The 21,249-nt window shown below is 57.7% G+C and carries 16 protein-coding genes; 10 read left to right on the top strand and 6 right to left on the bottom strand.

What is annotated here, in order from left to right:
• Positions 1–76: 76 nt before the first annotated feature.
• The 3 genes from PMYSY11_RS11625 (at position 77) to PMYSY11_RS11635 (ending at position 2,597) form a co-directional block, all read left to right on the top strand.
• Complete coding sequence (locus tag PMYSY11_RS11625; protein WP_150549270.1) at positions 77–1,093, top strand: GlxA family transcriptional regulator; 1,017 nt, start codon at positions 77–79, stop codon at positions 1,091–1,093.
• Between the two features lie 33 nt (positions 1,094–1,126).
• The gene (locus PMYSY11_RS11630) at positions 1,127–1,357 is read left to right on the top strand and encodes a DUF1272 domain-containing protein (RefSeq protein WP_090512052.1); all 231 of its coding nucleotides are present in this window, start codon (positions 1,127–1,129) and stop codon (positions 1,355–1,357) included.
• A 64-nt stretch (positions 1,358–1,421) separates the two neighbouring features.
• The gene (locus PMYSY11_RS11635; protein WP_239655596.1) at positions 1,422–2,597 is read left to right on the top strand and encodes an MFS transporter; all 1,176 of its coding nucleotides are present in this window, start codon (positions 1,422–1,424) and stop codon (positions 2,595–2,597) included.
• A gap of 9 nt (positions 2,598–2,606) precedes the next feature.
• On the opposite strand, the gene PMYSY11_RS11640 is transcribed toward PMYSY11_RS11635, so the two are convergent.
• A complete protein-coding gene (locus PMYSY11_RS11640) occupies positions 2,607–3,068 on the bottom strand; it encodes a GNAT family N-acetyltransferase (RefSeq protein WP_150549272.1) in 462 nt (153 codons plus the stop codon).
• 188 nt (positions 3,069–3,256) lie between these two features.
• Between PMYSY11_RS11640 and PMYSY11_RS11645 the strand changes: the two genes are divergently transcribed.
• Positions 3,257–5,023: a diguanylate cyclase gene (locus tag PMYSY11_RS11645; RefSeq protein WP_239655478.1), complete on the top strand. Its 1,767-nt coding sequence runs from the start codon at positions 3,257–3,259 to the stop codon at positions 5,021–5,023.
• Between the two features lie 96 nt (positions 5,024–5,119).
• Here the strand turns inward: PMYSY11_RS11645 and nfuA are convergent, their stop codons facing one another.
• The gene (nfuA, locus tag PMYSY11_RS11650) at positions 5,120–5,704 is read right to left on the bottom strand and encodes a Fe-S biogenesis protein NfuA (protein ID WP_069900234.1); all 585 of its coding nucleotides are present in this window, start codon (positions 5,702–5,704) and stop codon (positions 5,120–5,122) included.
• A 144-nt stretch (positions 5,705–5,848) separates the two neighbouring features.
• Between nfuA and PMYSY11_RS11655 the strand changes: the two genes are divergently transcribed.
• The gene (locus PMYSY11_RS11655; protein WP_150549273.1) at positions 5,849–6,583 is read left to right on the top strand and encodes a DUF1223 domain-containing protein; all 735 of its coding nucleotides are present in this window, start codon (positions 5,849–5,851) and stop codon (positions 6,581–6,583) included.
• Positions 6,584–6,781: 198 nt separating this feature from the next.
• On the opposite strand, the gene PMYSY11_RS11660 is transcribed toward PMYSY11_RS11655, so the two are convergent.
• Positions 6,782–9,064 carry a fatty acid cis/trans isomerase gene (locus tag PMYSY11_RS11660; protein ID WP_150549274.1) on the bottom strand — a complete coding sequence of 761 codons (2,283 nt, stop codon included), beginning with the start codon at positions 9,062–9,064 and terminating at the stop codon, positions 6,782–6,784.
• 167 nt (positions 9,065–9,231) lie between these two features.
• On the opposite strand from PMYSY11_RS11660, the gene metH reads away from it, so the two are divergent.
• The 3 genes from metH (at position 9,232) to PMYSY11_RS11675 (ending at position 17,033) form a co-directional block, all read left to right on the top strand.
• On the top strand, positions 9,232–12,930 hold the full coding sequence (gene metH, locus PMYSY11_RS11665) for a methionine synthase (RefSeq protein ID WP_204881710.1): 3,699 nt from the start codon (positions 9,232–9,234) through the stop codon (positions 12,928–12,930).
• Positions 12,931–13,056: 126 nt separating this feature from the next.
• A complete protein-coding gene (locus PMYSY11_RS11670) occupies positions 13,057–14,721 on the top strand; it encodes a VRR-NUC domain-containing protein (protein ID WP_150549276.1) in 1,665 nt (554 codons plus the stop codon).
• Positions 14,706–17,033, top strand: coding sequence for an ATP-dependent DNA helicase (locus tag PMYSY11_RS11675; RefSeq protein ID WP_420830061.1), 2,328 nt, complete (start codon positions 14,706–14,708; stop codon positions 17,031–17,033). The genes PMYSY11_RS11670 and PMYSY11_RS11675 overlap by 16 nt, the downstream gene beginning before the upstream one ends.
• A gap of 9 nt (positions 17,034–17,042) precedes the next feature.
• Here PMYSY11_RS11675 and PMYSY11_RS11680 read toward each other — a convergent pair whose 3' ends face one another.
• A complete protein-coding gene (locus PMYSY11_RS11680; RefSeq protein ID WP_150549278.1) occupies positions 17,043–17,441 on the bottom strand; it encodes a hypothetical protein in 399 nt (132 codons plus the stop codon).
• A 252-nt stretch (positions 17,442–17,693) separates the two neighbouring features.
• Between PMYSY11_RS11680 and PMYSY11_RS11685 the strand changes: the two genes are divergently transcribed.
• Entirely contained in the window at positions 17,694–18,038 is a 345-nt protein-coding gene (locus PMYSY11_RS11685; protein ID WP_069900230.1) for a hypothetical protein, read from the top strand.
• Positions 18,039–18,056: 18 nt separating this feature from the next.
• Here the strand turns inward: PMYSY11_RS11685 and PMYSY11_RS11690 are convergent, their stop codons facing one another.
• Entirely contained in the window at positions 18,057–18,560 is a 504-nt protein-coding gene (locus PMYSY11_RS11690; RefSeq protein WP_069900229.1) for an RrF2 family transcriptional regulator, read from the bottom strand.
• Between the two features lie 258 nt (positions 18,561–18,818).
• Between PMYSY11_RS11690 and PMYSY11_RS11695 the strand changes: the two genes are divergently transcribed.
• Positions 18,819–20,021 (top strand): NAD(P)/FAD-dependent oxidoreductase, encoded by a 1,203-nt coding sequence (locus PMYSY11_RS11695; protein ID WP_150549279.1) that lies wholly within the window; start codon positions 18,819–18,821, stop codon positions 20,019–20,021.
• On the opposite strand, the gene PMYSY11_RS11700 is transcribed toward PMYSY11_RS11695, so the two are convergent.
• On the bottom strand, positions 20,018–21,235 hold the full coding sequence (locus tag PMYSY11_RS11700; RefSeq protein WP_150549280.1) for a metallophosphoesterase: 1,218 nt from the start codon (positions 21,233–21,235) through the stop codon (positions 20,018–20,020). The genes PMYSY11_RS11695 and PMYSY11_RS11700 overlap by 4 nt on opposite strands.
• Between the last annotated feature and the right edge of the window lie 14 nt (positions 21,236–21,249).

A 21,249-nucleotide genomic window follows, 5' to 3' on the forward strand; every position in this document is an offset into this window, starting at 1 on the left:
ATCTGTGGGTTTATTGACCTTGTTGCCAGCCTCTCTCTGAGCGCAAACTGTTGCCAACACTCATTCGGGGTTGCCAATGGACTCGCTCAAAACAATTGCCTGCCTGATCTATCCGGACGTCATGAGCCTCGACGTTACCGGGCCGCTGCAAGTCTTTGCCTCCGCCAACGTAGAGCGCCAGCGTCAGGGTTTGCCGGCGTATTACCGCATCACCGTATTGGCGCAAACCCCTGGCCCGGTAACTACATCGGCCGGTTTTGCTATCGTCGCCGATCAAGCGTTGGCAGACACACCCCCAAACTCACTGGACACCCTGCTGATACCAGGCGGAATTGGCGAGACAGCGCAATGTGCCAACCTGAAGTTGCTCAATTGGCTTGCGGACGGCGAGCCGCACATCCGCAGGCTTGGTTCTGTCTGCTCGGGCGCATTGATTCTGGCCGCTGCCGGATTACTGGATGGCTGCAAGGCAACCACGCATTGGGCCGATATCGACACCTTGCGCAGCCGCTATCCGCAAGTCGAAGTTAGCGCGGACCAACTGCATACCTACGACCCGCAAGACCTCAACGGCTCGGCGCACCTGTTTACATCGGCGGGCGTTACCGCCGGGATTGATCTTGCACTGGCTTTGATCGAAGCCGATCTGGGACGGCCAATGGCATTGGCTGTGGCCCGGCGGTTGGTGATGTTCTTGCGCAGGCCCGGCGGCCAGAGCCAGTTCAGCGCCCTGTTAACGCCCGAGCCTAGCCGGGTGCCCCGGCTGGCTGCCTTGCTTGAATGGATACCGCACAACCTCAACGCCGATCTTTCACTCGAGACACTTGCCGAGCAGGCGCACATGAGCCCGCGCACGCTGTCACGCCTGTTTGTCCAGGAGTTGGGCGTCGGCCCTGGCCGTTATGTCGAGCAAGTGCGAGTCGAGTCTGCGCGCAATCTGCTTGGCGCCGGCCATGTATCAATCAGCACCGTCGCGCGGCTCGCAGGATTCGGCCACCCGGAAAACCTGCGCCGCAGTTTTCACAAGCATCTGGCAGTGAGCCCGCAAGAGTACGCCGAGCGCTTTGGAGCGCGTCAGCTGGCCAGCCATTAATCAGCAACTTAACCGACCGTACCCGGAGTCAACATGCTCGAACTACGCCCTAACTGTGAATGCTGCGATTGCGACCTGCCATTCGATGCCGACAACGCACTGATCTGCTCGTTCGAGTGCACGTTCTGCGCGCATTGTGCGCAGACCACGCTCAACGGCAAATGCCCTAACTGCGCCGGTGAACTGGTGCGTCGCCCGCGCCGCCCAAGCGAGAAAACCCAGCGCTTTCCGGCCTCGACCACACGCGTCCACGCTACCAAATGACGTGCCGATTACCGGTGCAAAACAGCCCGCATCAATACGATTGAATCTAAGGTTGAGACCCATGTTGCTCCTTGAAAACCGCACTGTGCTGCGCCTGTTTATTTGCCAGGCCCTGTATTGGAGTTGCGCGATGGTCGGGATTACCCTGACTGCGCTGATCGGCCTGCAGCTGGCACCGCTGAATATCCTCGCGACCCTGCCGCTGGCGTTATTGGTGCTCGGAAACTTACTGGCTGTACAGCCGTTATCGGTGTTCATGCAACGCAGGGGCCGGCGCGCAGGCTTCATGCTGGGCGCCGCCTGCGGTGTAGTTGGCGGCTTGATCAGCGCACTGGGTGTATGGCTGGGGGATTTCACCTTGCTGTGCTTAGGCGCATTGCCAACTGGTGCGTATCAGGCGTCTTCAATGTTTTATCGGTTTGCCGCGCTGGAAGCTGTGAGTGAGTCAGAAAAAGGCCGTGCCACAGCTTACGTCATTGCCGGTGGCGTGGTCGCCGCCCTGATTGCACCGAGCCTGATGCAGTTGTCTAAAACTCTCATCAGCGCACCCTTTGTCGGCGCCTACCTGCTGGTTGCTGTGCTGGCGGCAGGCGCAGGACTGATTCTCTCGCAGCTGGCGGGCGGCAGCCTCATTGCCCCCGCGCCCGGCGGCTTTGGCGCTATGCGCGAGCTGCTCACGCGGCCCATAGTTCGGGCGGCGATAACCACGACCGCAGTCGCCCACGGCCTGATGATTTTGGTCATGAACGCAACGCCACTGGCCATGCAGATGTGTGGATTTGCAATCGAGCAAAGCACACAGGTAATTCAGTGGCATTTGCTTGGCATGTTCCTGCCCGCATTTTTTGCCGGCCCTTTGGTCGACAAACTTGGCAGCCTGACGGTGGCGGTGCTCGGCGCGTTGATTCTGTTAGCCAGTGCCGGCATCGGTTTCAGCGGGATTGGCCAGGCGTACTTTATGATCAGCTCAGTACTGCTGGGCGTCGGCTGGAACCTGATGCTGGTCGCGGGCACCACATTGCTCGCACAAGGCTACGCAGCCCATGAACGTGGCCATGCACAAGGCTTGATGGAGCTGAGCAATGGCAGTGTCGCCGCCATCGCCTCATTTGCCTCGGGAGCACTGATAAACAGCCTTGGCTGGGGGGCGGTGAATATCGGGATGCTGCCGCTGATTATCCTCGCACTGATGATGCTCTGGCCGGTACGCGGCGGCAAAGCGCAGCTGTCGGGCTCATAAACTCAACCATCACATGAGGTCACGGGCCATCAAGCAATGGCTCGAACCCCAGGCCTGAAAACTCTCCAGCGCCGTCCATCCGCGCGCAGCGTAGTAGTCTTGGCGGTCGTGGGTGTGCAGATACAAGCGCTCGACGCCTTGCGCTTGCGCTGCTGCACAAATCCTTGCCACCAGCTCTGCCGCCAGGCCACGCCCGCGCGCATGGGGCGCCACAAAAACACACGCCAACCACGGCCCGAGATCTGCACGCTGCTGCAAATCATTCGTCGCCAATGCAGCGCTGCCCAGCAACTGCCCGTGCTCATGGGCAATCAGGGTCAGCCAGTCGCCATTGGTCTGGCCATCGGCAAACTCGGCTTGCCACTCGCCTAGGCTCTGCCCGGCATATTCATAGCTGAATTGCTCATACAACCACTGCGCCAGTCGATCGCTGTGCTGCATATGACTGACAAGCCAGTCCATCTCAATCATCGGTACGCCTTACACATGTCGGTTCCTGCTTTAAAAGCACAGCCTGAGAGATCGCTGTATAGGCCGTGCAGGAACTTGATATTATTGATTGTGGGCTATGACAGCACAGGGCCACTATAGTTAGACTACAGGCTTACCACCCCGCGTATAGTCCGCCGGCTAATTCTGTTCGGTGAAGTAGAGTGTAAATGCAGTCACTGAGTGATTTTGCGGTGCTCGATAGCGCCAACGATGACCCGCTAAGCAGTATGGTCCGTCTTCTTCGCCAACAGCTCGGGCTTAAGTCCGCACTGATATCGGTGGGCAAAGGCGCCCATCTGATATCCCGCGCGCTCGACGGAGCCCCTGTAAGCACTGCTTTGCTGCTCAATAGCCTAACCTCCTCCCTGAACACCACCGACAGCATTTTAACCGTTACAGATGCTCAGTCTGATGCCCGGATAAACCGTGCAGCGCTCGCCGAGTCACCTTCGTTGAGATTCATTGCGGCCTGCCCGCTGCGCGCGGTTGAAGGTGAGTTGCTCGGGGTTCTGTGTTTGCTGCACGACGAGCCTTATGTTCTGGATGCGGCGCAACATGCCAGCCTGCTGGTCGTCGCCCGCTTTGCAGCGCAGTTTCTTGAGCAAGAAGCGCAAATCGCCCGCCAAGCGCAGGAACTTGAGGCGCTGCGCGACAGTGAGCGGCGCATGGCGCTGGCCATTTCCGGCAGCGGAACCGGTGTTTGGGACCGCAATGTGCTCAGCGGCGAGATTTACTATTCGAGCGGCTGGAAAGCATTGCTCGGCTATGCCGACCATGAAATTGGTAACCGCATCGAAGAAAGTTATACCCGCGTGCATCCGGATGACCTGGCCTATGTTAAAGCGACCATAGCCGATCACCTGCAACATCGCACCGGTGAGTACGAAGTTGAGCACCGGATACGCTGCAAAGATGGCAGCTACAAGTGGGTATGCAGCCGTGGCAAGGTGGTCGAACGTAATGCGGCGGGTGAATCACTGCGCATGGTCGGCACAACGACCGACATCACTTCGAAACACGAGCTGAGTGAGCAGTCGCGGAAAACCGCCACTCTGCTCACTGATCTCACCGATGAAATTCCGGGAATGGCTTTCCAGTTTCAACGCAGCGCCGACGGCGACCTGCGGTTTACCTACGTCAGCGCGGGCAGCTACGAATTGTTCGGCGTAACCCCTGAGCAACTGCTGAGTGATCCACACGCCTTGCGCAGCACGATTCACCCGCAGGATCTCGCGGGATACCTGCACTCCTTCGACAGCACCACGCGAGATCTTACGCCTTGGCACTATGAATACCGCGTGCTGATTCCCGGCCGTGGGGTGGGCTGGCGCCAAGGTGATGCGCGGCCCAAGCAAATGCCGGACGGCAGCGTGCTGTGGCACGGTTTCATTGCCGATATCAGCCCCCACAAGAGCATCGAGGCTGAACTGCAGGTCTTTGCCACCACCGACTCACTCACCCAGCTTTCAAACCGACGCTGGTTTCTGGTGCAGCTCGAAGCCGAACTCAACAACGTGCAACGCAAAGCCGAGCACGGCGCCGCCCTGCTGATGCTGGACCTGGATCACTTCAAAAAGATCAACGATCAGTGGGGCCATACCGTGGGTGATCAGGTGTTGCGCCATTTCGCCAAACTGCTGCGCGCCCAACTGCGTATCTCCGACACAGCTGGCCGGCTTGGCGGTGAAGAGTTTGCTGTGGTGCTCAGCAATGCCGATACCCCAAAAGCCGCCAAGTTCGCCGAGCGCCTGCAAGAGGAGCTGAAAAGCGCACCTCTGATCCACGACGGGCAAGCGATTCACATGACCGTAAGTGTCGGTATCGCAGCGATCACACCATCAGACGATAAAGTCGAAGTTTCGCTGTCACGCAGCGATATCGCGCTGTATCGCGCCAAGCGCAATGGCCGTGACCGAATTGAGTGCTACGACTAACCCATAGCTGTTTGCGCAGCAGACCGCAGCTGCCCGCTTCAACAAAAAAGGCGCCTCAAAGGGCGCCTTTTGCACATCAACGAGGCCTGCCTACTGTTAGTAGTAAGCATTTTCCTTGTTGCTGTGGTCGGTCACATCACGCACACCTTTAAGCTCGGGGATACGCTCCAGCAGCGTTTTCTCGATGCCTTCTTTGAGCGTCAGGTCAGCTTGACCACAGCCCTGGCAGCCGCCACCGAACTGCAGAACCGCGATGCCTTCGTCAACGACGTCAATCAGGCTGACCTGACCGCCGTGGCTGGCAAGCCCCGGGTTGATCTCGGTTTGCAGGTAATAGTTGATGCGCTCGTTGAGCGGGCTGTCTTCGTTAACCATCGGCACCTTGGCATTTGGTGCCTTGATGGTTAGCTGGCCGCCCATGCGATCCGTGGCGTAATCAACCACGGCATCTTCCAGAAATGGCTCGCTGACAGCGTCGATCCACGCAGTGAACGAGGCCAGGCCAATTGCAGTGTCTTCAGGCTTTTGCTCGCCCGGCTTGCAATAGGCTATGCAGGTTTCAGCGTATTGCGTACCCGGTTGGGTAATAAACACCCGAATACCTATGCCGTCAGTGCTCTGCTTGCTCAGCAGGTCAGCCAGATAATCGTGTGCCGCATCAGTAATAGTAATAGTGCTCATGGCAACTCCTCACAAACATGCATCCAGTGTACGCCAACCTGCCTTGCGGGATAAAGCCCGAGTAAAAAAGTCAGGTTAATTTCAGTGTAACAATCGCGCGAGCACGCTCTCTATCAAACGGATATCCAATTCGAGAAAACCTGTATGAAAACGGCCCTTTCGTCGCTGCTTGCAGTGCTGGCCTTGGGTTCAGCGGCCTATTCTGCGGCCGCTGTGCATTACAGCAGCGGCGAAACCAGCACTGCGCTGCTTGAAGTTTACACCTCTGAAGGCTGTAGCTCATGCCCGCCAGCGGAGGCGTGGCTGAGTCAGCTTGTTGATCAGCCAGGGCTGTGGCGCGATTTTATACCGCTGGCGTTCCATGTCGATTACTGGGACCAGCTCGGCTGGGCAGACCGCTTCGCCAATCCAGCGTACAGCGCGCGCCAGCGTGGTTATGCGCAAATCGGCAGTGCCCGTGCGGTTTACACGCCAGGCTTCATGCTCGCCGGACAGGAGTGGCGTGGCTGGTTCGAGAACAAGGCCCTTCCCGTCGCAAAAGGCCAGGCTGTTGGGGTGCTGGACCTGAAGCTGGACAAAGATAACGTCGAGTTATCGTTCAAGCCGCAAACTACCGCGCCAACCGACATGATCGCGTATGTCGCGCGTCTGGGTTTTGATCTGGACAGCAAAGTGGTTCGCGGCGAGAACGCCGGCAAACTACTGCACCATGATTTTGTTGTGTTGTCGCTGCAGCAGGTGGCGGCCAAACAGCCGCTGAACTGGTCGACACGCTTGTACCCCAACGAGCAAGGTAAGCGTCAGGCGATTGTTGCGTGGATCAATCAGCCAGGGCAGCTGCAGCCTTATCAGGCAGTTGCCGGCTGGATTGAAAGGTAAATATGCCTGTTTGACTTCGTGCCGGAGGATGGAATCCGCATCGCGGCTTCCGTCATAGCGCCCCAAGGACTGCACGCGATCTGCTCTTGATTGATCTGACGCCCAAATAAGCGCCCTTCACCATCACGCCATTGCCAATGAATCGTACAGAGCTGGCTGAATTCTCCTACAGAACTCAACCAGCCCCGCGCCCTGCTCCTACAAGTTCTTGTACCTGTTCATATCAAGCACCCCGGCCTCTTTCGGCTGGGTCTCTCTGATGTAGGCCGTCAGATCGTGGAAGTAATCCCAGAAGTGCGGATTGGTGCGGCGTATTCCCCACTGTTTAACCACGTTTTTCTCGAACTCTTGCTGGGTTTTCACATGTTCCAGAGCGCTAACAAACACCGGCACATCGCTCGCCTTGACGTTGAAAATGAAGTTCGGATAACTGCTCAAGACACCCGGATACACCGTGAGCGTGTCCAACCCTTCCTGATAGCGCAGCTCTTCGCCCAGCATGAAGGCGACGTTGCTGTGCCTACGGTTACGCAACAGGCTGTAAACCACGCGTTGGCCGTCCACTTGTTCGACACGGATCATGCTCGCCTCGGGCAACTGATCAATGACCTTCAGCGCCGCCGCAGGCTTATTGGTCAGCCGTGACAAGGCCTGTTCTGCCCGCTGGAATTCGGCTGAAAGATCCTTCCGCGAGCAATGCGCACCGTCGCACCGGTTAATCGGGTCGGGGCTGGCATTGAGGCTGTCATAACGCGTCAGCAATTGGCTCACGAAGTCGGCTTTAGGCTTCGCAGGATCCAGATTGAGTGCGGTCGGGGTATCGGTATCGATGCCTTCATAATCAAGCCACAACTTGATCTTGCCGCTGTTCTGGTACCAGTCGTGAAGGATGGCTTCACGGTTGTCCGCCGGCATCAAACGCAAAAAGTTCTGTTCAGCGCCGTTGCGGATCAGGTCGAAGTACAGGCGGGTCTGCGCTTGATGCGAGACATTGCCATACACGTCAAAATTGACCACCAGTTGATAATAGGTCCGCTCAAGCAGCGGATAGTCCATCCACCACAGGGTTTGCGGCACCTCGCCTATCAGGCCTTTGCGCACCGATGCGCTGTTGTGCTGGCGGAATACGCTGAGCAAGGCATTCTCGTTGCCGGCCCAGATATGCGCCCAACTTGGATTCGGTGCATCGGCGTAGCTGTCCAGTCGCAGTTCTTCATATTCATTGCGCTTGGCCAGGTAATTGCGCCACAGACCTGCCATGTCGCCGATGTTATCGAACTGCCCCGGCAATGCCAGCAATGGCGTAGCCTGCTCGCGATACTCCTGGTCGGTGATGTACAAGTCGTGTTGCGGGTCCTGGAACACCACCCAGAAATTATCGCGAATCACATCAGTGGCAATCTGCCCGCGACAAACCGGGCCACGGATGAATGTACGCACGAAATATTCGGCGTTATCGAGCATGAACTGGTAACGCGCATCGGCCGGAAGATCAGCAAAGGTGTCGAATGGGTTGGAGCGGTGCAGCCCACCATAGCCTGGCATGTTAGTGACCTTCCAGTCACCGCCGAGAAACTGCTCTTTAACCCGCGCCAGCTTCTGCGGATTCAGGCTCAGGGTTATGTGTGTCTTGTGCACGATAACGTCCTGCACCACCGCCAAGCGGTAATACACCTTGGTGCCAGGGTCGTCATTGGGTCGGCGGGTCGCGATAATGTCGATCGGCTGACCGCTCGGCGTGCGTGAACGCACCAACTGGAAGAAATGACCGCCCTCGGCACCGTTGAAATACAGGTGCGCCAGATAGGTGTGTTCATACAGCCAGCGCGAGACCAGCTGCTCGCGGTCTCCCTCGGCATTCAAGAACGCTTCCCACTGCTCGGCCTGCTGCTGCTCGGCTGCGCTGGCCTTTAGGGGTTGTTGATCTACTGGCGCCCCTGCCTCCAACCACGCCTGCAGGGTTTTGTAGTCGGCATCGCTCAAGCCGGTAACGGCGAACGGCATGCCAACGCCGGGAAACTTGGTGGCAAAATCAGCAAACTCACCGGGAGCCGGGCACTGATTCTTACGCTCGATACTGATATCGAGGTCGTCCGGCAGCTTGCTGTTGGCTTGCAGGGGTTTGGCATGCCCGAGTTCGAGCATGCGCGACATGAGCGCGGCTTGACTGCCGTTCTTGTCCAGCACTGAAAAGAAATCGCGATCACGCCACTCGGCAACGCTGTGAGCGTCATAAAACAGACGACTGGTCGGCTCGGCCTTCTTACGCCCGCCATCATAAACCGGCACCTTGTTGGCGCCGCGTTCGGCCCCTTCGCCGCTGCCCAAGTTGAGCTGGCAGGGTGAGTCATAGCAGGCGTGGCAGGCCACACAGCTGTGGGTGAAAATCGGTTGGATGTCTTCGGTGTAGGAGATCGTCTGCGCCGCCAAAAACGGGCTGATGAACGATAAACAAGCACTAAGCAGTGTGCGAGCCTGCATATTTCTTTTCCTTGAATAGCGGACGCAGCGATTCTAGCGCCTTATAAGGCGCGAGAGCCAATTTGCCAACATGAGCAAAATTCATGCAAAAGTCATTGCGCTGTAAATCGGCGCAACTTTGCTATCATGGCGCCTCTTTTGTTTTGGCTTTTCTCAGGTAGCTCTCGATGTCCTTGTCTGATTCCAACGCCCGCATTAACGCTCTCAAGCTTGCGCTGCAAGAACGCATTCTGGTTCTTGATGGTGGCATGGGCACCATGATCCAGAGCTACAAGCTCGAGGAAGAGGATTATCGCGGTGAGCGTTTTGCCGATTGGGGCCAGGATGTTAAGGGCAACAATGACCTGTTGATCCTCAGCCGCCCGGATGTGATCGGTGCTATCGAGAAAGCGTATCTGGATGCCGGCGCCGACATTCTGGAAACCAACACCTTCAACGCCACCCGCGTATCCCAGGCCGATTACGGCATGGAAGAGCTGGTGTATGAGCTGAACTTTGAAGGGGCGCGTCTGGCCAGGCAGGTAGCTGATGCCAAGACCCTGGAGACGCCGGATCGCCCGCGCTTCGTTGCCGGCGTACTCGGCCCAACCAGCCGCACCTGCTCGATTTCACCGGACGTCAACAACCCCGGCTACCGTAACGTCACCTTCGACGAGTTGGTCGAAAACTACGTGGAAGCCACCCGCGCGCTGATTGAAGGCGGCGCGGACATGATCCTGATCGAAACCATCTTCGACACACTCAACGCCAAAGCGGCCATTTTTGCCGTACAGGAAGTGTTCGAGCAGATGAGCATTGAGCTGCCGATCATGATCTCAGGCACCATCACCGACGCCTCTGGCCGCACACTTTCGGGCCAGACCACGGAAGCGTTCTGGAACTCGGTGCGCCACGCCAAACCCATTTCTGTCGGCCTGAACTGCGCACTCGGTGCAAAAGACCTGCGCCCGTACCTCGAAGAGCTTTCCAATAAGGCTGAAACCCACGTTTCGGCGCACCCCAACGCGGGCCTGCCGAACGCCTTCGGTGAGTACGATGAAACCCCGGCTGAAATGGCGGCAGTGGTTGAAGAATTCGCTGCGGCGGGTTTCCTCAATATTGTCGGCGGCTGCTGCGGCACCACGCCGGGCCACATTCAAGCCATTGCTGAGGCAGTGAGCAAGTACCCGCCGCGCCCGCTGCCGGACATCCCTAAGGCCTGTCGTTTGTCGGGCCTTGAGCCGTTCACCATCGACCGTAACTCGCTGTTCGTTAACGTCGGTGAGCGCACCAACATCACCGGTTCGGCCAAGTTTGCCCGCCTGATTCGTGAAGATAACTACACCGAAGCCCTCGAAGTTGCCCTGCAACAGGTTGAAGCCGGGGCTCAGGTGATTGATATCAACATGGACGAAGGCATGCTCGATTCGAAGAAGGCGATGGTCACCTTCCTCAATCTGATTGCCGGCGAGCCCGACATCTCGCGCGTGCCGATCATGATCGACTCGTCGAAATGGGAAGTTATCGAAGCCGGCCTCAAGTGCATTCAGGGCAAGGGCATCGTTAACTCGATCTCGATGAAAGAAGGCGTTGAGCAGTTCAAGCAGCACGCCAAGCTGTGCAAACGCTATGGCGCCGCAGTTGTGGTAATGGCCTTCGACGAAGACGGCCAGGCTGACACGCAGGCGCGCAAGGAAGAAATCTGCAAACGCTCCTACGATATTCTGGTCGATGAGGTCGGCTTTCCGCCGGAAGACATTATCTTCGACCCGAACATCTTCGCCATTGCCACCGGCATCGAAGAGCACAACAACTACGCGGTCGACTTCATCAACGCCTGCGCTTATATCCGCGACAACCTGCCCTACGCGCTGACTTCAGGTGGCGTGTCCAACGTGTCGTTCTCCTTCCGTGGCAACAACCCGGTGCGTGAAGCCATTCACTCGGTGTTCCTGTTCTACGCGATCCAGAATGGCCTGACTATGGGTATCGTTAACGCTGGTCAGTTGGAGATTTACGATCAGATCCCGAAAGAGCTGCGTGACGCTGTTGAAGACGTTGTGCTCAACCGCACCGCCAACGGCACCGACGCTTTGCTGGCGCTGGCCGACCAATACAAAGGCGACGGCAGCGTAAAAGAGGCCGAGACCGAAGAGTGGCGTAGCTTTGCTGTGCAACAGCGTCTTGAGCACGCACTGGTCAAAGGCATCACCGCGTTCATCGTCGAAGACACCGAAGAATTCCGCCAGCAGTGTGCGCGCCCGATCGAGGTCATCGAAGGCCCGCTGATGAGCGGCATGAACATCGTTGGCGATCTGTTCGGCTCGGGCAAAATGTTCCTGCCACAGGTGGTTAAGTCGGCCCGTGTAATGAAGCAGGCCGTTGCGCACCTGATCCCGTACATCGAAGCGGAAAAAGGCGACAAGCCAGAAGCCAAGGGCAAGATTTTGATGGCCACGGTTAAAGGCGACGTGCACGACATCGGCAAGAACATCGTCGGCGTGGTCCTCGGCTGTAACGGCTACGATATTGTCGATCTGGGCGTGATGGTGCCAGCCGAGAAAATCCTGCAAACCGCGATTGCCGAGAAGTGCGACATTATCGGTTTGTCCGGCCTGATCACGCCGTCGCTTGACGAAATGGTCCACGTTGCCCGTGAAATGCAGCGCCAGGGCTTTACCCTGCCGTTGATGATCGGTGGCGCAACCACCTCCAAAGCGCACACGGCTGTGAAGATCGAGCCGAAGTATCAGAACGACGCCGTGGTTTACGTCACCGACGCCTCGCGCGCAGTGGGTGTGGCCACTCAGCTGTTGTCCAAGGAGCTGAAAGCCGCGTTTGTCCAGAACACCCGCGACGACTACGCCATTGTGCGTGAGCGTACGGCCAATCGCAGCGCGCGCACCGAGCGTTTGAGCTACAGCGAGGCCGTGGCCAAGAAGCCGCAGTTCGACTGGGCCAGCTACCAGCCAACCGTGCCGACCTTCACCGGAGTCAAGGTACTCGAAGACATCGACCTGTCGGTGTTGGCCGAATTCATCGACTGGACGCCGTTCTTCATCTCGTGGGATCTGGCCGGTAAATACCCGCGCATCCTCACCGATGAAGTGGTGGGCGAAGCAGCGACCACGCTGTTTGCCGATGCCCAGGAAATGCTCAAGAAACTGATCGACGAAAAACTCATCAGCGCCCGCGCTGTGCTTGGCTTCTGGCCAGCCAATCAGGTGGCCGATGACGACCTTGAACTGTATGGCGATGACGGCCAGCCGTTAGCCAAACTGCATCACCTGCGCCAGCAGACCATCAAGCCCGACGGCAAGCCAAACATGTCACTGGCCGACTTTGTCGCGCCAAAAGAATCTGGCGTTACCGACTACATCGGCGGGTTCATTCCCACCGCCGGTATCGGCGCCGAAGAAGTGGCCAAGGCTTATCAGGACGCGGGCGACGACTACAACTCGATCATGGTCAAGGCACTCGCAGACCGCCTCGCCGAGGCCTGCGCCGAGTGGCTGCACCAGCAAGTGCGCACGAACTACTGGGGCTATGACCCGGAAGAGCAGTTGAGCAACGAAGACCTGATCAAAGAAGCCTATAAAGGCATCCGCCCTGCTCCCGGCTATCCGGCGTGCCCGGATCACACCGAGAAAGGCACCCTGTTCGACCTGCTCAACGATAACCAGCAAAGCGGCGTGTTCCTCACCGAGCACTATGCGATGTTCCCGGCCGCTTCGGTCAGTGGCTGGTACTTCGCCCACCCACAGGCGCAGTACTTTGCTGTCGGCAAGATCGACAAGGACCAAGTCGACAGCTACACCGAACGCAAGCAGCAGGATCTGGCCGTAACCGAGCGCTGGTTGGCACCGAACCTTGGTTATGACAACTAAGACCCGCTGAGAAGTGATGCGCTGTCAGCCCGCAATATGGCCGACAGCGCAGGCTACGGCCGCTGTTCTGCAGCGGCCGTTTATCAACTTCAGATTGCAGTGATGCGCCGGGCCTGATATCTGTATATGCAAACAGTACCTGGCAATCTCATGCGCCCCACGCTCGACCCCGAATTCTATTACCTGTCGAACTTCCACCAAGCCCTGAACTGGCTGCAGACGCGCTACGCTGATCTGCTGCTCACGGCTGAAAGCGAGTTCATAGACGACTTCTTTGATCAGCCACTGGCCGCACAAGCGCTGCTGGTGAGGATGATCATGCGCAAGGGCGAGCACTTTCGCGCCAGTAAACTTAACTACAACGAAATTGGCGACACGCTCACAGCCGCCCGCCCATTGCTGGCCAAAGGCTGGATCACTGATGCGGCCGAGATGGACATCGACACGCTGAGCAATCTGCTGCGCAAAGATGAAATCTTCCAACACCTCGATACCGGCCCCTGCCGCAAAACAGCCGCAAAAACCGAACTGCTCGAATATCTGCAGGCCAATTACCCGCATTCCAGCCCGTTCAAAAACTGGTGCCCGACACTTGCCGATGCCGTTTTCAGCCTGACCATCAGTGAGATGTGCGACCGCTTCCGCCTGATGTTCTTCGGCAATCTGCATCAGGACTGGACCGAGTTCGTGCTCGCCGATCTGGGTATATTCCGCTACGAGCCCGTTGAGCTGACGCCAGACTCACGGGCGTTCCGCCAGCGCAGCGATGTCGATGCGTATCTGCACCTGAGCCATTGCCGCGAGCAGTTCGATGCCGGCCTGCCTGTGGCTGAAGTACTGGCATTGATTCACCAGCAGCCGTACGACAATGCCTTTTTGCTGGCCCGCCGCGACAAGCTCAGTTACCGGCTGGCGCAGCAACTGGAACGCGAAAGCGACTGGGCTGGCGCACTGGCTGTGTATCGCCAGTGCCACTATCCAGGCGCACGGTTGCGCCATATCCGCGTACTTGAGCGCCTGGAACAAAGAGCGGCGGCGCATGAGCTTGCCTTGCTCGCCAGCGCCGCGCCGGAGTCCGCCGCCGAGGCGCAGAACGTCGAACGCATTCTCACCCGCCTCAACCGCCAACTCGGCCTGCCCAAAGCCTGCAAGCCCACGACTGCGCCGGTCAACCGGATCGACCTGATACTGCCCAAGCCTGACTCGGGCAGTGTCGAAACCGCTGTGCTTGAGCACTTCAGCAGCGCGGATGCGCCAGTTTTCTATGTAGAGAACGGGCTCATCAGCAGCCTGTTCGGGCTGCTCTGCTGGGAAGCGGTGTTTGCGCCGATCAGTGGCGCATTCTTTCATCCATTCCACAGTGCGCCGGTTGACCTGCACAGCCCGGACTTTTATACACGGCGCCAAGCGCTGTTCGATGAGTCCATTGGCCTGCTGGACTCCGATGCTTACATCGAGAAAATTCAGCGCACCTTCGCCAATAAGCTCAACACCCAGTCGCCTTTCGTGTTCTGGGGGCTTCTCGATCAAGCGCTGCTCACAAACGCTCTGCTGTGCCTGCCCACCGAACACCTTCGCGCGTGGTTCAGGCGCATGCTGCAAGACATTAAAGCCAATCGCGCGGGCATGCCTGATCTCATTCAGTTCTGGCCCAAGGAGCGCCGTTACCGAATGATCGAAGTCAAAGGGCCGGGTGATCGCTTGCAGGACAACCAAATCCGCTGGCTGAGCTTTTGCAGTGAGCATGGCATGCCGGTGGATGTCTGTTATGTGCAATGGGCCGCTGCGTGACGTATCAGGTCGCCGTACGTGCGCTGTGCGAGTTCACCGCCAAGGAGGGTGATCTCGACCTGCGTTTCACGCCCTCGCCCACCGCGCAGGAAGGCATGACCGGCCACGCCATCGTCGTTGCCCGCCGTGGGGCTTATTATCAGGCGGAATTGCCGCTGAGCGGCGAGTATCCCGGCCTGCGCGTGCGCGGCCGCGCTGATGGCTATGACCCGGAAGAACATCGCCTCGAAGAGATCAAGACGCACCGCGGCGACATCAGTCGCATACCGGAAAACCATCGCCTGCTGCACTGGGCGCAAGCCAAGGTTTATGCCTGGCTGTTGTGTCAGGAGCGCGGCTTCGAGTCGATCAATATCGCGGTGGTGTATTACAACGTACTCACCCAGCACGAAACCGCGTTTCACCTGCATTGCAGCCGTGAGGAACTGCGCGACTTCTTTGAGTTGCAGTGCCGGCGCTTTATTGTCTGGGCCGAATACGAGGCGGCGCACCGCATTGAACGCGACAAGGCCTTGCAGGAGCTGAAATTTCCGCATGCGCAATTTCGTGCAGGCCAGCGCCAGCTTGCCGAGTCCGTGTATCGCGCCGCACGCGACGGCCACGCGCTCATGGCGCAAGCCACCACCGGCATCGGTAAAACCTTGGGCACGCTGTTTCCGCAACTCAAGGCATTCGCCGAGAAAAATATCGACCGGCTGTTCTTTCTCACTGCGAAAACACCCGGCCGCCGTCTGGCCCTTGATGCGCTGGAAACATTGCGCAGCCAACAGACCGACATGCCCTTGCGTGTGCTTGAGCATGTCGCCCGCGACAAGGCCTGCGAGCATCCGGATAAATCCTGCCATGGTGAATCCTGCCCGCTGGCCAAAGGCTTTTATGATCGCCTGCCTGCGGCGCGCAAGGCCGCTCTGGATGGCCAATGGCTCAATCAGCAGCGCGTGCGGGATGTGGCGCGAGCGCACCAGATATGCCCCTATTACCTGAGTCAGGAATTATGCCGCTGGGCGGACGTGGTGGTCGGAGACTACAACTACTACTTCGACATGGGCGGCCTGCTGCATCACCTGACGCTGCTCAATGAATGGCGGGTAACGCTGCTGATTGACGAGGCGCACAACCTGATTGAGCGCGCGCGCGGCATGTACACCGCCGAGCTGGATCAGGGCCACTTCAACCTGCTGCGCCGTTCAGCGCCGCCGTCCTTAAAAGGCCCGTTGGCGCGGGTAGCGCGGCACTGGCAGCAACTGCATGATGATCAGGAGCAGGCCTATCAGGTGTATCCGCTGGCACCTGAGTTATTCCTGATGGCCCTGCAAAAAGCCGTGAGTTCACTCACCGATCACCTCACCGCGAACCCCACCGGCAACGACGGCCAACTGCTCGAGTTCTACCTTGACGCCATGCTGTTCTGCCGCCTGGCCGAAGCATTCGGCCCGCACTCGCTATTCGACATCAGCCGCGACGAAAGCAAAGGTGTATCGACCCTGTGCATTCGCAACATCGTTCCGGCGCCTTTCCTGGCGCCACGTTTTTCAGCCGCGCACAGCAGCACCCTGTTCTCGGCCACACTCAGCCCGGCCAATTACTATGCAGACCTGCTTGGTTTACCCGCTGAAACGCCTTGGATAGACGTTGAGTCGCCGTTTCTTGCCGAGCAATTGCAAGTTCAGGCCATCAGTAACCTCAGCACCCGCTACGCGCACCGCCCCAGTTCATTGGCACCGATTGCCCATCTGATCGCGACCCAGTTCAATCAGCGCCCCGGCAATTACATGGCATTTTTCAGCAGCTACGACTACCTGCAACATGCCGTTCGCGCACTCAAGGCGGCGCACCCGGACATCCCCGTGTGGCAACAGTCGCGCAAGATGGACGAATTCGAACGACAGGGCTTTCTCGACCGCTTCACACACAGCAGCCAGGGCATTGGCTTTGCCGTATTGGGCGGCGCATTTGGCGAAGGGATTGATTTGCCAGGCGACCGGCTGATCGGGGCATTCATTGCCACACTTGGCCAACCGCAGATCAACCCGATCAATGAGCAGATTCGTGACCGCATGGAAACCATGTTCGGCCGGGGGTTTGATTACACCTACCTGTACCCCGGCATGCAAAAGGTCGTGCAGGCCGCTGGCCGGGTGATTCGGACCCAACAAGACACCGGCGTGGTCTATTTGATTGATGACCGTTTCAATCAACCAGCCATTCGCAAACTGTTACCGACCTGGTGGCAGGTGCAACGTCATCGTCTGCCACCCAAGCCTGCCCCGCTAATGCTGTTGCCTGTTACACCGCTATCTGCGGATGACTAGCACGGGCACTTAGCCCGCAACAGGCTGCATGTCAGCCAGATACGGTTTGGCCAGCTCCAGGCCGCCAGCACCGTTGTGACGTAAACACGCCAAGACCTTGATCCACGGTACATCGGTAATACGCAACTCAGACGTCGGCATAACCCGCACCGCACCGGCCGAACAACCCGCCGGCCCGCCGTCCGGAATGAACACCGAAGACCAATATTCGTGAGACTCCAGCACCAAACACGCTGCAAGGGTGAACAGGGTGATACCGGCAACCGCGTGCTGCTCGAATACCGGCAGTAGCTTGTGAATCGGCCCCTGCAATAAATGAATGGCTTTCTCGATCAATAAGCCGATTAACAGCAGCGGCAGAATAAACAGCAAACCACCCAATGCTGTGGTCTTGATGAACTTCAGCATGACTTCCCCTTAGTCGCGTAAACGCTTCATTTGCGGGAAGATTAGACCAATCGCAGACTGCATGTAGGTTGGATTTTCGTAGAAATTGCTTGGGCAAAGGCGAGACTACTTGGGCGCGGCGGCGGACGTATGCAATCACCAGATAAAATTGTTCAGCCCACTCGGCTCAGGCGTTAATCGTGCTTCCAGTAAGTTTAAACGTACCTTGAGCAGCTAGACTACGACGCTATAACCTTGGCTCAGGATATTCAAATGGCAGCTTTTCGCGGTTTACTCGTGCTGATTTTCGTATCCATTTTCGGCTACGCCGCAGTAGTCACGCAGAAACACGGTTCAGACTTTATGCCGATATTTTTCGGCGACATGGCAGCGCTGACCTGGCCCGGCCAGTTCAACTTCGATTTTATGTGCCTGCTGGTCCTCTCCGCCCTTTGGGTGGCCTGGCGGAACAAATTCTCGCCTGTAGGCATGATGCTGGGGCTTTGCGCATTTTTTGGCGGCGGATTGTTCTTATCCGCTTACCTGCTGACTATCAGCCTGCGCTGCAAAGGCGACATGCGCGCCATGCTGCTGGGTAAACATCTGCACGCCAATTGAACCCGTAGCGGATTCAACTCAACCGCGCTTCGCATCGATCCAGCGTATAACTTGCTCGTTGAATTGCGCGGGCAACTTGCGCGATACCCGCCGCGACAGATCAAGCAGGGTTTGCTGGGCCAATGCATCTTCCATGCGTTTCTGCGCAGTGAGCATCACTGCATGAATCGAGCACGTCCCTTCTAACGCCCAGTCTGGCGTGTTGCCATCGAACACAGCGCAACGGCCTCTGACTTCGCGGCATTCAAAGATCGACTTAGCGCCGTCCACCGCCCTCACCACATCCAGCACGGTTATTTCATCTGCCGGTCGAGCCAGGCTGAATCCACCGCGCACCCCTTCTGTCGCCACGACCAGATTGGCTTTGGCGAGTTTGGTGAACACTTTGGCCAATAACTCCTGCGGCACGCCTTGCAGCTCGGCAAGCGTGCGCACGCTGGAGTCACGCGTATCGCCTTTGTCATCCACCAGAAATAACAGGCAATGCAACCCGTACTCAACACCTGCGCTGTATAAAGCCACGTTAATCTCCGACTATTTCAATCGCACTATTATCAATCCCCAACCTTATATCCGCAAGAAAACCGCATAAAAACTGACGAAATAGCCTGAAAAATCCTCATACCGCTCATCTGCAAAATATTTACATGAAATAACTACGACCGTTATAGTCGCAGTTATTGGCAGCACAGCACGCGTTGGCCTATCAGCATTACCACCCATATGCATCGGGTTTATTACTTGGCGACAGCCCAATTTTTTCTGCAAAAGGAACATGACATGCAACAGACAATTCTCGTGGTCGGCACTGGTTTTTCCGGAATGTGGAGCGCGCTGAGCGCCGCTCGACTGCTGGATATTCACGGCAAGACAAACATAGATGTCGTGGTGCTTTCGCCCCAGCCAGAATTGCGAATCCGCCCGCGCTTCTATGAGCCGCAGGTGCACACGATGATGGCGCCGCTGGATGAATTGTTTTCTGCGGTCGGGGTCAAGTTCATCAAAGGCGTGGCGCAACAGATAGACCGCGACGCCAGGCAAGTGAACTATGTCGATGAAGCCGGCGAGGTTAAGTCACAAGCTTATGACCGGCTGATTCTGGCGACCGGCAGCAAGGTTGCGCGACCCAACTTGCCCGGTATCGAACACGCCTTTGATGTCGACGAAATCGAGCATGCCAGCGCCCTGCAAGCGCACATCAAATCACTGGCCGAGCGCCCCGCTACACCGGCACGCAATACTGTGGTAATCGCAGGCGGCGGATTCACCGGCATCGAAACAGCGGCCGAATTGCCGGCCATGCTGCGTGAGGCGCTCGGCAACGACACACCAGTGAATGTGGTGGTGGTTGATCGTGGCAACGAGATTGGCGGCGCAATGGGCGATGGTCCACGTCATCTGATCGCCGAAGCTTCTGCCGAGCTTGGTGTTGAGTGGCGCTTGAACAACAGTGTCGCAGCAATTGATGCAGACGGCGTCACCCTCACGGATGGCCAACGCATAGAAGCCAATACGGTGGTTTGGACTGCCGGTGTTAAAGCCAGCTCGCTCACCGCGCAAATTCCGGCTGAGCAGGACCGTAATGGCCGCCTGCATGTTGAGCGGGACTTGCAAGTGATTGGCCACAACGAAATCTTTGCGACGGGCGATGTGGCGTACGCGCCGGTCGATGAGGCGGGAAATTACGCGCTGATGACCTGCCAACATGCTATTTCGTTGGGCCGTCATGCTGGCAACAATGCCGCAGCAAGCCTGCTTGGCATCGACCCGGTAACGTATAGCCAGCCCAAGTACGTCACCTGCCTCGACCTTGGCGCGTGGGGCGCGGTTTACACCGAAGGCTGGGAGCGTGAAGTGAAGTTGGTAAAGGATGAGGCAAAAAGCCTGAAGAAAACCATCAACAGCGAGTGGATCTATCCGCCTGTTGCCAACCGTGCTGAAGCGCTGGCTGCTGCCGACCCGCTTATCCCGGTTGTGGCTTAAGCCGCCACCAGGCTGATCAGAGTGATTTCCGCCGGAGCGCCCAAACGTTTCGGCGGCCCCCAATAACCTGTGCCGCGACTGGTATACACCCATAAATTGCCGAGCTTGTTGAGGCCGGCGGTAAAGGGTTGTTGCAGCGGCACAAACCAGTTCCAAGGTAAGAACTGGCCGCCATGAGTATGCCCGGAGAGCTGCAAGTCGAAGCCAGCCTTCTGTGCGGCAGCGGCTGAGCGCGGTTGATGGGCCAGCAAGACTTTCGGCAAATGCACGGGCGCACCAATCAGTGCAGCGTGTGGGTCACTGCGATGATGCTCGCCGAAGTGATGCCCTGAATAGTCGCTGACTCCCGCCAATAACAGCCGCGAATTGTCGTGCTGGATGACACAGTGCTGATTGTGCAGAACGTTCACACCCAAACGGCGCAGCTCAGCAATCCAGGCATCCGCACCGGAATAATATTCGTGGTTGCCGGTCACAAAGTAACTGCCATAGACCGAGCGCAAATCCCTGAGCCCTTCGGTATGTTCGGCCAATTCGGATACAGAGCCATCGACCAAATCGCCGGTTATCGCAACGACATGCGCATCGAGGGTATTGACGCGCTCGATGATGCGCTGCAAAAACTCGCGTTTGATGGTCGGGCCAACGTGAATATCACTGATCTGCGCGATGCGAAAACCGACCAACGCGGGCGGCAGATTGCTGATTGGTATCTGCACATGAACCGTGCGCGGAGTGCGCCGCGCATTGTAATAACCCACCAGCGTGAGCAGCAGGCTTACCCCAACCACCAACACGGCAGTGGTGTGAAATAGCCATAGGTAAGTATCAACACCCAAAAACCACCACAGACTCAGCAACAGCGCATCGCGCAGCAGTGTCAGAATCAACATGGACGAGAAGCACCCCATCGCCAGCAGCCCGGCCCAGGCCAGAACCGAAGCGGTGCGTTTGGAGAGTTTTCCGGCCAGAAATGGCACCAGCAGAGACATGGGAATCAACAAGGTTGAGAGCGCAAGCAGCACAATCAGCGCTGCATTGCAGGCAAGGCTCAATTGCAGACCCGGAATCAATCGCCAGCCCATATACGCATGCAACAGGCCGACAATGCTGAAGACCACAACAACGGTGATAACTGGAGGACGTTTACGCGAAACCGGCGCAGCCTTGGCTGCTCGTGACTCTTCGCCGGGTGACTCTGTTGTTGTGGTCATTGATTTACCCTGAA

This window comes from Pseudomonas marincola (genome assembly GCF_900682675.2).
GTDB lineage: Bacteria > Pseudomonadota > Gammaproteobacteria > Pseudomonadales > Pseudomonadaceae > Aquipseudomonas > Aquipseudomonas marincola.